This window comes from Actinomadura sp. (genome assembly GCF_044508335.1).
Lineage (GTDB): Bacteria > Actinomycetota > Actinomycetes > Streptosporangiales > Streptosporangiaceae > Spirillospora.
In genome coordinates, this window is the sequence record NZ_JBIQHY010000093.1 from 1 (window position 1) to 12,442 (window position 12,442).

Annotated in this window: 11 protein-coding genes; 4 read left to right on the forward strand and 7 right to left on the reverse strand. The window is 71.2% G+C overall.

Annotated features, from left to right (window positions below; all coding sequences use genetic code 11):
• Positions 1-325: 325 nt before the first annotated feature.
• A complete protein-coding gene (locus ACIWVC_RS25610; protein WP_396450266.1) occupies positions 326-703 on the forward strand; it encodes a DUF5980 family protein in 378 nt (125 codons plus the stop codon).
• A 214-nt stretch (positions 704-917) separates the two neighbouring features.
• Here the strand turns inward: ACIWVC_RS25610 and ACIWVC_RS25615 are convergent, their stop codons facing one another.
• Both ACIWVC_RS25615 and ACIWVC_RS25620 read right to left on the reverse strand, forming a co-directional pair.
• Positions 918-1,475, reverse strand: coding sequence for a snapalysin family zinc-dependent metalloprotease (locus ACIWVC_RS25615; RefSeq protein WP_396450268.1), 558 nt, complete (start codon positions 1,473-1,475; stop codon positions 918-920).
• A gap of 791 nt (positions 1,476-2,266) precedes the next feature.
• Positions 2,267-2,617, reverse strand: coding sequence for an alcohol dehydrogenase catalytic domain-containing protein (locus ACIWVC_RS25620; RefSeq protein WP_396450270.1), 351 nt, complete (start codon positions 2,615-2,617; stop codon positions 2,267-2,269).
• A gap of 136 nt (positions 2,618-2,753) precedes the next feature.
• Between ACIWVC_RS25620 and ACIWVC_RS25625 the strand changes: the two genes are divergently transcribed.
• Entirely contained in the window at positions 2,754-4,226 is a 1,473-nt protein-coding gene (locus ACIWVC_RS25625) for a sigma-70 family RNA polymerase sigma factor (protein WP_396450272.1), read from the forward strand.
• Here the strand turns inward: ACIWVC_RS25625 and ACIWVC_RS25630 are convergent, their stop codons facing one another.
• Complete coding sequence (locus tag ACIWVC_RS25630) at positions 4,227-4,994, reverse strand: CAP domain-containing protein (RefSeq protein ID WP_396450274.1); 768 nt, start codon at positions 4,992-4,994, stop codon at positions 4,227-4,229. It abuts the gene before it with no gap.
• 388 nt (positions 4,995-5,382) lie between these two features.
• Between ACIWVC_RS25630 and ACIWVC_RS25635 the strand changes: the two genes are divergently transcribed.
• Positions 5,383-5,850, forward strand: coding sequence for a CBS domain-containing protein (locus ACIWVC_RS25635; protein WP_396454669.1), 468 nt, complete (start codon positions 5,383-5,385; stop codon positions 5,848-5,850).
• 21 nt (positions 5,851-5,871) lie between these two features.
• Complete coding sequence (locus ACIWVC_RS25640; RefSeq protein ID WP_396450277.1) at positions 5,872-6,384, forward strand: hypothetical protein; 513 nt, start codon at positions 5,872-5,874, stop codon at positions 6,382-6,384.
• 4 nt (positions 6,385-6,388) lie between these two features.
• On the opposite strand, the gene ACIWVC_RS25645 is transcribed toward ACIWVC_RS25640, so the two are convergent.
• The 4 genes from ACIWVC_RS25645 to ACIWVC_RS25660 all read right to left on the reverse strand — a co-directional run bounded on the left by ACIWVC_RS25645 (position 6,389) and on the right by ACIWVC_RS25660 (position 12,289).
• A complete protein-coding gene (locus tag ACIWVC_RS25645) occupies positions 6,389-6,790 on the reverse strand; it encodes a PPOX class F420-dependent oxidoreductase (protein ID WP_396450279.1) in 402 nt (133 codons plus the stop codon).
• A gap of 18 nt (positions 6,791-6,808) precedes the next feature.
• Positions 6,809-7,315 (reverse strand): NUDIX domain-containing protein, encoded by a 507-nt coding sequence (locus ACIWVC_RS25650; protein WP_396450281.1) that lies wholly within the window; start codon positions 7,313-7,315, stop codon positions 6,809-6,811.
• Between the two features lie 137 nt (positions 7,316-7,452).
• A complete protein-coding gene (locus ACIWVC_RS25655; RefSeq protein WP_396450283.1) occupies positions 7,453-10,308 on the reverse strand; it encodes a DUF262 domain-containing protein in 2,856 nt (951 codons plus the stop codon).
• Positions 10,309-10,348: 40 nt separating this feature from the next.
• On the reverse strand, positions 10,349-12,289 hold the full coding sequence (locus ACIWVC_RS25660) for a serine/threonine-protein kinase (protein ID WP_396454670.1): 1,941 nt from the start codon (positions 12,287-12,289) through the stop codon (positions 10,349-10,351).
• Positions 12,290-12,442: the final 153 nt, after the last annotated feature.

Consider the following 12,442-nt stretch of genomic DNA (forward strand, 5'->3'; position numbering starts at 1 on the left):
GGATACCCGGAACCGTCACCAGGAGCGGAGGCCCCGCTCCTTCATCGCATCAGGGAGCTGCACCATAACCGCAGCGGAGCACGGTTCAAATGCATGTGATGCTGCCGGAGAGCGGGACATTGGAGAGTCGGGCGGCAGCACTTTTGTTCGAGTTTCACAATGTGTCATACCTCTTGTTTCATGGCGGCGCGATGTGTGAAAGCTCATTGCTTCTGGGCGAGGTGTTCGCGGATCGTGATCAACGAGCGGGGACCTGATCCGGATACGCCAACCCAGGAGGTTACGGATGAGATCGGTCCGACACGGTGTCAGTCTCGTGGTCGGAATGCTGGCCGTACTGATGATGGGCCTGGCCACGGTTCCGGCCAGTGCGACGACCTCGACCTGGACTCTGAACGACATCGGCCAGAAGTTCTGCGTCCCTGCCGGTGGCACGCAAAGCTACCTGCTGGTGCAGGTGAGCGGGACGTGGACGACCACCCTCAGGTACGGGGTCCGGAAGCTGCCGCCCGGATCGTCCAGCACCGAGGGGACGATTCAGCCCGGTAGCAACGACACGCACATCATCAACGGCTTCATCGGAGTCACGTACGCCGCTGCTCCGGCCGGCGACTACAACGCCGAGGTGTGGGCGACCGACGGCAAGGTCACCCAGACGGCACCGGTGCTGCTCCGCTATGGCAAGGGCTACGCCTGCTGGTGATCCGCCGCCCCTGAGACCCGGGGGCGAGCTGCGGAGGACGGCCCGGTGGTGCGCACCGCACAGTGCGCACCACCGGGCCGGTTCACGAGATGACACATGCCGTGTCGCGCGCGTCCCGCGAACTCACGTGACCGCAGTCAGCGCTGACGGGCTCGCGATGGAGACCGGCGCGGGCATCACCGCGGCCATGGCACGTTCACCGTGGTGTGGGCGGTCAGAATACGTAGCAGTCTGCGTATTGGAGTTGCCGGGCGGCGGTGAGGGCGGGAACTCGGCTGCCCGCGTTGCGGGTGACTTGCGCCGCTTCGGTCGGGTGTGGGGTGGTGCTCTTGCAGGAGACCGGCGAGCTGTGGCCCGACATCAGGTAGTCGCAGCGGCCGTTGCGGTTGTCGGGCAGGCCGAGGGCGTGGCCGAGTTCGTGCGCGGCGATCCGGGGCGGGTAGAAGCCGTCGTCGACCGCCTCGCGTCCCATGTAGATCACGGCCCGGCCGAAGCCGTACATGTAGGTGCGCGGCCAGCCGTTGTCCGCGTACACCTTGACGGTCGCCTGCGACCCGGACGCGGGGACGAGCCGGATCGCAGGCACGGCCGCGTTCCACGCGGCGGCGCCCTCGTCGACGGCCGCTCTGAATTCCTGGGCGCCGCCGGCGTCGTAGTAGATCGTCCGGACGGCGGCCAGAGGCGCCGCCGACGCGGGCGCGGCGCTCAGTGCGGGCATCAGGAAGGCCAGGCCGAGAGTGACGAGCAGTGCCGTCGCGATCTTTCGGAACATGGGGGAACTCCTGCGGGGTGGGGACGGCGGTCAGCCGCCGGTTTTTCTGGTCGATCCAGGACAGGTCCGGTGTGACGTCGGTGTAGAGCGGGCGGTCGCCTCGGTGGCCGGTCGGCGAGTATCGGGGACTGCCGAAGCCCGCCGGCCGGCGGGTTGCCGTGGCAGGGCCCGGCGCCGAAGACGCGGACGTGGTTTGGGGTGCTGCCCGCAGCCGGCGCTGTTCGCCGGGCGGCCCGGTCTGGTCGATCTTCAGGAGATGCTGCAGAACGGCCATCTCGTGCAGCGTCGGCCGAGCCGCTTCGTCGCGGCGTGGACTGCGCATCCTCTCCCCGTGGCACTGGACGGCCGTGGAGTGGGCGACGCAAGTCCCGCGATGCCCGCCGACGACGCGGCTTCGATAGCCGGCGGGATTAGTTGATCGACTATTTGCTCAGAATTTTGGGCCGAGGGTACGTTGTCGGCCAGATAAACGCATGGCCGCGCAACTCTCTGTGGGAAGCCTTGTGCTAATGTCCTCGTGGGATGCCGCGTCAACTGGAGAGTAGTTGAGAAGTACGCTTCCTTCTAGCGGATGAAAGGCTGTAGATATTCAATGTGAATTTCTAGGAGCATAGAATCCGCTGGTGTGCTGCGAGGTGTTTTCCCGGTCCTGTCGAACGGGGATGGCCTTGGCCAGGCGGCCGGCACGGTGCGGGCGGCAACGGAGCTCGTCGAGCTGGGCTTTCGCTCGCTCGCCGGGGCTGCACGGCCGTGCACGCGGGCGATGACGGGTCTGAACCGCCCCAACTCGATCAGTTCTGCCAAGTGCCGCATGACCTCCCGGCCGCTCGGTCGCATACCGCGAAGGATGTGACGTCGGCGCCGACCGCCTCCGCCACACCCGCGAACTCGGTTCCCAGGATTTTTCGCCGCGGCCGGAGAGGGCCGCTGACCGCCCGGATGACGAAGGGCTTGGCCGCCCAGTAGCCGCAATCCGTCCGATTGACCGTCGTCGCGTGCACCCTGACCAGGACGTCTTTGTCTCCGACCGAGGGTTTGTCCGCTCGGCGATCCGAACCACATCCGGCGGGCCGTATCGGGCATACACCGCTGCCTTCACAATGGGCACTCTGAGTCAGCGTTTCCGCGAGGCCGCCGCTCACCTCCGCCCCGGACGACCGCGCCGGCCTCGCGTCCCCGCACCGCGGTGGAGAGAATCAGTGGGGTTCTTGTTATCCGTGGTGGTTCGGGAGGTCTGCAGAGGGATCGGCGAAGACTCCCTGGAGGACGAGGATGCGTGTGGGCACGGATGTGGACCTGCTGGTCCGGGCGGCGCAGGACGGGGACGCCGAGGCCCGGGAGCGGCTGGTCGCCGAGCATCTGCCGCTGCTCTACAACGTGGTCGGCTGGGCGCTCGGCGGTCACGCCGACGTGGACGACGTCGTCCAGGAGTCGGTGCTGCGCGCGCTCGGCGGGCTGCAGGGGCTGCGGGAGCCGGCGCGGTTCCGGTCGTGGCTCGTGTCCATCGCGATGAACCAGGTGCGCCGCCGCTGGTCGTCGCAGCGCGGCCGGACGCCGATGGATCCGCAGGCCATGGCGCAGGTGGCGGGCGCCGAGGGCGACTTCGCCGAGCTGGCCGTCCTGCGGCTGGAGCTGTCGGAGCAGCGCCGGGAGATCGCCGAGGCGACGCGCTGGCTGGACGCGGGCGAGCGCGAACTGCTCGCGCTGTGGTGGTTGGAGGCGTCCGGGCATCTGACGCGCAAGGAGCTGGCGGACGGGCTCGGGCTGTCGCCTCCGCACGCGGCCGTCCGGGTGCAGCGGATGAAGAAGCAGCTGGCGACGTGCCGCGCCGTGGTCCGGGTCGTGGGCGGGCGGCGTTGCGACGCGCTCGGCCGGGTGCTCGACGGGTGGGACGGACGGCCGTCCCCGCTGTGGCGCAAGCGGATCGCCAAGCACATCCGGGGATGCCGAACCTGCACCGCCCGCCACCGGGACCTCGCCCCGCCCGAGGCGCTGCTGGCCGGCCTCGTCATGGTGCCGCTGCCCGCCGGCTGGCCGGCGCACGCCGCCTCGGCCGCGCACGCCGCCTCGGCCGGTGCGAAGTCCCTGCTGGACGCGGGGAACACCGCGGCGAACGCGCAGGCCGGCGCCGGAAGCACCTCGGCGGCCGCGGCGAAGTCCTCGGCCGGGGCCGCGCCCTGGGTCGCGGGGGCCGCGGCGGTGGGCGTCCTCACCGCGGTCGTGTACTGGAGCCTGCCGGGGCCGTCCGACCCGGCGCCTCCCGCGCCCGATGCCGCGGCGCCCGTCCGGCCGGCGCCGTCGCGGACGCCGCCGCCCCGGCCCGAGGACGCGTCCGGCAAGGACCGGGTGGCGCCGCGGCCAACCCCCAAGACCGTCGAGCAGCAGGTCGTGGCGCTGGTCAACAAGGAGAGGGCCGCCGCGGGGTGCGGCCCGCTGCGCGTCTCGCCCGCCCTGCACCGGGCCGCGCAGCGGCACTCGGCCGACATGGCGGCCCGCCGCGTCCTCGACCACCGCGGCGCCGGCGGCGACGACCCGGGGGACCGGATCACCGCCGCCGGGTTCCGGTGGAGCGTGTGGGCGGAGAACATCGCGCGCGGCCAGCCGACCCCGCCCGCCGTCGTGGACGGCTGGATGAACAGCCCCGGCCACCGCGCCAACATCCTCAACTGCCGGCTCACGATGGTCGGGATCGGGGTCGTCCGCGGCGCCGGAGGACCCTGGTGGACGCAGGTCTTCGCGACGCCGCGGTGATCAGCGGGCGGTCCCGAACACCTGCGTCCAGTACGGCCCGCCCGACATCACCACGCCGACGCCGATCTCGGCGAACTTGCAGTTCAGGATGTTCGCCCGGTGGCCGGGGCTGTTCATCCAGGACTTCATCACGCTCGCCGGCGTCGGCTGCCCCTTGGCGATGTTCTCGCCGTAGGTGGACCAGCGGTATCCGGCGGCGGTGATCCGGTCGCCGGGGTCCTTGCCGTCGGGGTTGGTGTGGTCGAAGAAGCCCCGCCGCGCCATGTCGGCCGAGTGCCCCTGCGCCGCCTTCGTCAGCCGCGAGTCGGCCGTCAGCGCGCGGCATCCCTGCTTGGCGCGCTCCTTGTTCACCAGCGCGATGACCTGCGCGGCGGCGCCCCCGGAGACCGGCGCGGGCGCCTTGGTCCGGGCGGGCGCGGGCTTGGCCGGACGCTTCTGGCTCCTGCGCGGCGCCGGCGTGCCGGGCTTCGCGGTCTTCCGCGGCGCCTTGCGGCTCACCTTCGGACTGGGAGTCCCGGTCGGCGACGGCTCCGCCGCGTCCGGGAGCCCGGACGGGGAGGCGGCGGGGGAGACCGTGGAGCCGCTCGCGGCCGGGGCGGTGCCGGAGCCGCCGTCGAACGCGCCGCTCGCCATCCCGGCGATCCCGCCGATCACCAGCAGCCCCGCCGCGCCCGCGGCCGTCCACGCCGCCGCGCGCCCGGACACCGTCCGCTGCTGCCGCCGCCGCGGGCCCGGCCCTCCGCTCGTGGGGGGAATGGGGTTGCTCATGGCGCTGCCACGTCCTCTCTCGTCGGGTGTCTGTAGATACGGTGCAGACCCCCGCCAGGACGGGCGATAACACAAAAAATCTAGATACTTCGGATTGGGCGGCGCCGGATCAGTGCCGACGCCCCATGGCAAGCCGGTCCCTCCGTACGGGAGGAGATCAGAAACGGCCCGGTCGCCTGTCCGGTGGGCCTTGCCGTGCGCGGCCGGCCCGGGTCCGGATCATCCGTGCGATATCGGGGAAGGAGTGATGGCGACCCGCGGACGAGCGTCCCGTCCCGGCCCCGGTGCTGACCGGGACGATCGCGACATCTAAGGTCATATGGAGGACGACGACCGGGCTTCGCCCACCGGACGGTGCGGGGAGCCCGCTTGATTCTGGGGCGGCAGGATGAAGGTCAAAGAGATCATGACGAGCCCGGTCATCACCGTGGACCGGGACGTGCCCGTGCCCGACGTCGCGGCCCTGCTGCGCGCCCGCCGCATCAGCGCCGTCCCCGTCGTCGACGACCACGGCGCCGTCGTGGGCCTGGTCAGCGAGTACGACCTGCTGGCCCGCGCGGGGGAGACCGCCGCGGACGTGATGACGACCGGCGTCATCAGCGTCACCGAGGACACCGACGTCGAGGAGGCCCGCCACCTGCTCCTGGAGCGCCGCATCCGCCGCGTCCCGGTGCTGTCGGGCCGCGACCTCGTCGGCATCGTCGCCCGCTCGGACGTCATGGCGCTGCTGACCACCGAGTGGGCGTGCGCGGTCTGCGGCGAGGTCGTCCGCGGCGAGCACGCGCCGGCGCGCTGCCCGAAGTGCCACGCCACCGCCGACCGGTTCGCCCAGCAGGAGCCCCTCCCGGGAGCCTGAGGACGCCGATACGGTGGCCTCGTGAGCGAGAGCTACCTGCTGATCCTGGGCGACCGCGACGCCATCGCGTGGGTGCTGGACGAGGAGCGGACGGCCTTCCCCGCCACCGCGCGGGCCGAGGTCGACCGGCTCGCCGCCGGCGACGAGCTGCTGATCTACGCGACCCGCGGCGCCTTCGGCAACCCGACCCGCGACCGGGGCCGCGTGATCGGCCACGCCGTCGTCACGTCCGCAGTGTCGCCGCTGGACGAGCCGGTCGTGTTCGGGGAGCGCGAGTATCCGCGCGGCTGCGAACTCCGCGTCGAGTCACTGGCCCCTTGGGGGCAGGGCGTGGAGCTGCGTCCGCTGGTGGAAAGGCTCGACGCGTTCCCCGACCCCCGCAGCTGGAGCGTCCATTTGCGCCGCCCCCTGCTGCGCCTTCCGAAATCGGACGCCGACTTCCTCCTGGACGCCCTGCGCCCCCTCACCGGATCGCTGCCCCAGCACATCGACGGCTACAAGGAAAAGGCCGCCCGCGCCAAGTCGGCGAAGTAGGCCGTCACTCGACGACGCGTTTGGTCATCCCTTCGGCCTCCGGGTCGATCCCCCAGGAGAAGACCGTGCGGGGATGGATGCGGATGACGTCGTCGCCGAAGTGCGACCCGTCCGAAGCCTTCACGACGGCCTGCTCGGCGCGTCCCCGGATCTCGATCCCGCGCACCCGCCACGGCTGGACGGAGGCCAGGTCGTCCACGACGAACGCCACCTGGTCGTTGTAGCGGAGGTTCCGGTATTTGCGGCTCTTGGCGAGGTTCCAGCCCCGGATATCGATGGTGCCCGTCTCGGCGTTGTAGGTGAATCCGACCGGGTTGTTCTGCGGATCGCCCTTGGGGCCCACGGTGGCGAGCCGCCCCAGCCGCTGCGTCGACAGGTATTCGCGTTCGACATCTGTGAGGCTCATGCCGTCCACCCTGCGACCTCAACCAAGCTTGAGGTCAAGTGCGGCGATGACGTTCCGGAGCCGGGGCGACATCTCGTCCGGCAGCCCGTCCACGGGGAACCAGCGCGCCTCGAGGATCTCCGCGGCGTCCAGCTCCAGCCGCCCGCCGACGACCCGCGCCTCGTAGTAGACCTCGACCCGGTGCCGGAAACCGCTGGCGAGCCCCAGCGGCGGCCCGGCGACCTCCACCTCCAGGGCCGTCTCCTCCCGCACTTCCCGGGCGACCCCGTCCTCCAGCCGCTCACCGGCGTTGACGTACCCGCCGGGCAGCCCCCACGCCCGGTACGGGGGCCACAGCCGGTGCCGCAGCAGCAGGATGCGCCCCCGCTCGTCCCGGACCATCCCGCCCGCGTACACCAGGAACGTCTGATGCCGGAGCCGCGCGAGCCGCCACTGCGCCCGCCCGCCGAGCCGCCGCCACACCGGCGCCGCCCAAGCCCCGAACCGCCCGCGCACCCGGCGCGCCGCACCGAACGGGATCTTCATTACCGAGATGCTAGCCCCCGCGGCCCGCCCCGGCGCGCGGTCCGCGTCCCGCGCCGGCGCGCGGTCCGCGTCCCGCGCCGGGCGCCGGGAGCGGACACCGCCGAGACGGCATCCCGAGCCGGGCGCGATGACGCGGTTCAGGGCGCGTAGCCGGCTTCGGCCAGGCGGTGGGCGGCTCGGGCCCGTTCCTCCTCGGTGAAGAGGGCGGCGAAGCGGGGGTCGGCGACGTGGGCCTCCACGGACAGGTCCAGACGCTTGCGGGCGTGCAGGGCCGCGAAGCCGTCGGAGACGTGCGGCGAGGCGAGGAGGCGCTTGGCCGCTTCCACGCCGCCGTGTTCGGTGACCATGCTCAGGAACGCGGACGCGTTGTGGTCGGCCTCGGTCCTCGTGCGCGCGTAGAGCACCAGCATGGCGCTGTGGAACTCGGCGGCGAGCTTCGGGTCCTCCGGCTCGCCGGGCGCGGGCTTCTCCGGCGACCGGGCGGTGCCGACCTCGTCCATGAACCAGTCGAGCGCCTCGATGAAGTGCGTGATGCCGTCGCCGGAGAGCACGCCGATCGGGATGCCGGGGCGCTTGGCCAGGCGGTCCTCGGGGATGTCGACGCCGTCGATGCGGTTGAGGCGCCGGCGGAGCTCGTCGCGGCGCGCCTCGTCGTCGAAGGGGGGACGCTTGGCGAGGTGCTGGAAGACGACCTCGATGGTGGCGCTGCGCGGGTAGAAGACGACCGGCCAGATCCAGCCGCGGGCGTCCTTGGGGTCCTCCAGCCACGGGTAGCAGCTCGTGTCGGCCTCACCGCTCCCGTAGTCGAGGTTGCCGCCCTTCCCGCTCCAGTGCTCGAGGACCCGCGTGACCAGCTCCACCGTCTCGGCCCCGTGGACGGAGAGCTGGTCCGCGAAGCGCTTGCGGAGGGCGTCCCGGTCGTCTTCCGGGTCCTCCGGGGCGTCCATGCCGATGAGCTTCGCCAGGGACTTGGCCGCCAGCCGCCGGCCGGGATCGGCGGCGCCGCCGCCGGAGAAGGACACGCCTTCGGCCTCCAGGACGGCGCGGGGGGTGTCGGTCCGGTCGTCCGGCCAGCGGAACGACGGCGAGACCGCGCCCTCGGAGGTCAGGACCCGGTGCGCGTTCTCCAGGCCGGGACGGGACGCCATGTAGCTCCCCACGGCGGCCGGGGTGGAGCCGATGACGGTGGCCAGGTCGCCGAACGTCGTCCAGGAGCCGGTGGGCAGCTCGGCGAGCAGGCGCCGGAGCTGGACCCAGGTGCGGCGCTCGTCCTCCAGGTCGGAACCGCCGGGGAGCGGCGCCGGCCAGAGCGCGACGCAGCGTTCGGTCAGCGCCTCGGCGCGGGCGAGGATCTGCGCCTTGCCCCAGCGGGGCGCGTCGGCGATCTCGCGGTTCAGGTGCAGCGCGCTGGCGTCGAAGATCTCCTGCTTGCGCTGGAACGGGTGGTTGGACAGCTTCGAGTTGTCGCCGGTCAGGGTGAGGTTGCCGAGGGTGTGCAGGAGCTCGGCGTGCAGCTCGGCGGGGCCGTCCTCGTCGGTCACCTCGGGGGACAGCAGGTCCAGCCAGTCCTGCGTGACGGTCTGCGGCATCACGTGCTCGATCGTGAGCTTGGCCGCCGCGAAGTCGACCGGCTCGCTGGACTCGTAGCTCTGCTCCAGGCGCTTCAGGACGAAGAAGCGCTGGTTCGGGCGGCCGGACCAGTAGAACGGCCTCGTCCGGATCGCGGTGCGGAGCTGCTCGTCGGACGGCCAGTAGCGGCGCTCCCCGGAGAGGTAGCGGTGCACGGCCTCGTCGATCGGGCGGTCCGCCTCCAGCTCCTTCGGCGCGCTGTTGAGGATGCGGTTCAGGTTGTTGGTCGGGATTCCGGCGATCATCCGGCGGACGAGGAAGCTCTCGACGTAGGAGAGGGCGCGGGCGACCTGCGCGGCGGTGGCCTTCCCGTGGTCGAGCAGGTCGAGCATGTGCAGCGCGATCGGGAAGGTGATCTGCCCGCCCCATTCCTGCAGCCGCAGAAGGGCGGCCCTGAGCTCGGCGTCCGTCTCGCGGGCCGGTTCGATGACGCGCATCAGGAGCCGCCCGCGCCGGTAGAGCTCGGCGATCTCCCCTTCCAGCGCCTTCTCGCCGCCCTGGTGGACGATCTCGCCGAGGCGCTTCTGCTGGGCGCGGTAGATCTCGCTCTGCTTGGCCCGGTAGTCGCCGCGGATGATCAGATCGAGCCAGGCCAGGAGCTCCAGATTGCCCGCGCCGAGTTCCTGCTGCATGGGCAGCCAGATCTTCGTGTAGACGCGCTCGCCGATCGTCGGCAGCAGCATGAACACGTAGTTGCGGAGAAGGTCGGTCTGGCTCAGCTTGACGCCCGTGTTGTTGAGCGACTCGAAGATCCGGTAGACGTTGTCGCCGTGCTCGGCGGTGATCTCCACCACGGAGAGCCGGCCGCGGATGACGGTCTCCAGCCGCTTGAGCGCGTCCACGTCGCCGTCGGGGTCGTAGTCGATCAGCGCCTGCTTGAAGAACCGGTAGGCGGCGCCGATGCCGTCGCTGCCGCCCGCGCTCGGCTCGCTCTCCACACAGGCGGTGAACGCCGCGCGGTCGGCCTGGGTGGGCAGCAGGCGGAAGTGCTCCAGGTCGTCGCGGTACTCGTTGACGAGGTACTGCTTGTGGATGCGCCCCGCCTCGCGCGGCGCGATGTCGCGGAGCCGGTCGCGCAGCGCGCAGCACGCCAGCATCAGCGTCGTCAGCCGCTGCTGCCCGTCGACGACCAGCCACCGCTGGATGTCCCCGGCCGACATCGTGCCCGGCGCGAGGACGACCGAGCCGATGAAATGCGCCGGCCGGTCCTCCCCGGCCTCGATGATCTCCGCATGCTCCAGGACGTCCGTCCACAGCCGCGCCCATTCCCGCTGCCCCCAGCTGTAGGTGCGCTGGTACAGCGGAACCTGGAACTGCTTCTCGCCCTCGATGAGCTTGAAGAACGCGACTTCATGAGCCTGCATGGGGGTTGCCTTCCCGAATTTCTGTGTTATGAGATGAACGTCAATATGAGCGCGTAATCGTGCCGGTATTGCCCCAGTCGCGATAAGTGGCGGAGTAGAGGGAATGGAAGGTGAGGTCCGTCCGGATCTGGCTCCACAGATCGATGTCCAGTTGCCGGGGCAGGTGATCGCGACCGGTGACCAAGGTGTAGGTGACCTTGGTGGAGCCGCCGCCGAACGCTTGGTAGAAGGGAGCGGTAGGTCCGTCCGAGGCGAGCGGTCCGCCCGCTGCCGTGCCGCGGTAGGTGATCGTCCCGGTGTCCGTGCTGCGGCGGATCGACGGCGTCTTCCGAAGTAGTTCCAGAATGTTGTACGGAGACGTCACCCACCTCACCTCTGCTGCCGTCCAGACAAGAGGGTCATGGTCCGTACTGAGGGAGGCTGCGTCGGTGGGATTACACGTCTTCGGACTCGAGCGGAAATAAGCGCAGTTGTCCACGATGATTATCCGTGGTCCCGAGGTACCGTCGTACAGGCCCTCGGCGAGGTCGGTCCGCACCGTCAGATCGTAATTGGTGCTCCTGCCCGGCCGGTAATAGAGCCTGCCGTGGGATTCGAACGAATCCGCGCTCTGGTCCATGCCGCCCTCCACGGTGAAGGCGGCGCTCTTCCGTTCGGAGACCGCCGCCTGGACTGCTGCGCCGATGGCTGCCGGAGTCGTGGGCGGCCCGGTGCGCGATGCGGCGGACGAGGTCTGCGTCTGCCGGGTGCGTGCCGTCGGACGCACCGTGCCGGCGGTCTTGGTGGCCACGGCGACACCGGGTTGGTCGCGGGAATTGTCGCTGAGGGCTATCGCCACAGTTCCAGTGAGCAAGACCACCGCCGCCAAGACGGCGACCACGAGAGCGGTGCGGTGGAGCCCAATCCGCCCGGCAGGGGTGGTTGTTCCCTGGAGTTCGACCGTGGTCCAGCGGGCGGTGCGGGCGCTGGAGAGGGTCACGTCGTCGGCCGCGGCCAGGGCGCGGCCTTGGGCCAGCGCCTCGGGGGCGGCTATCGGGCCATGGGAGTGTTCCAGCAGGCGGAGCAGGACGTCGCGGCTCTGCGGGCGCTTGGCCGCGTCCTTGTGCAGGGCCTGGGCCACGAGCTCGCGCAACGGACCGGTCAGGCCGCTGAGGTCGGGCTTTCCCTTGACGATCCGGTTCATCACGGCGGGGATGGTGTCCTGGCCGTAGGGCGGGCGGCCGTTCGCGGCGTAGGCGATGGTCGCGCCCCAGGCGAAGACGTCGGCGGCGGGGGTGACGGCCTCGCCGGCGAGCTGCTCCGGGGCCATGTAGGACGGGGTGCCGACGACCGTGCTGGATGCGGTCACGGTGGCGTCCAGGAAGCGGGCGACGCCGAAGTCGATGACGCGGGGACCGTCCGGGCCGATCAGGACGTTGCCGGGTTTGAAGTCGCGGTGGACGATGCCCGCCTGGTGGATCGCGGCGAGCGCGGTCGCCGTGCCGATCGCGAGCCGGTACAGGGCGGGGCCTGCCTGCGGGCCCTTCTCCTCGACCAGTTCGCGGAGGGACGGGCCGTCGATGAACTCGGTGACGACGTAGGGGAGGCCCTCGTCCTCGCCGGCGTGCAGGATCTCGGCCGTGCAGAACGAGGCGACCTTGCGGGCCGCCGAGATCTCCTTGAGGAAGGCGTCGCGGGAGCCGCCGCGGTCGTGCAGGACCTTGACGGCGACCCGCTCGCCGTCCTCGCCCTCGGCGAGGTAGACGACGCCCTGGCCGCCCTCGCCGAGCCGCTCGATCAGCCGGTGGCCGCCGATGCTCTCGGGGTCGCGCGAGGTGAGCGGCTTGCGGGCGGTCATGCCCGCCCGCCGTGGCGTGGTGCCGACGGGGGATGCACGAGGGGAACCGGCCCTTTCTGGCGTGCCGCGACGGCGGCGGGCGGCGTGCGCCGCCGACGTGTCCGGACGGCCGCCGGTACGGGGCGGTCGCGTGAACTCGATCAACGCGAAGATTAGCAGCCGTGCCGGGATGAGGGTAGCGGGCGTCCCGCCCAGACGGCGACAAAGCGTGATTTAGCGGCAGGTGACCGCTAGTGGCCGTGCGCGCTCCGCAGCGGACACCCGTGCAGGTCACCGCCAGGATGGGGAGAACGCCGA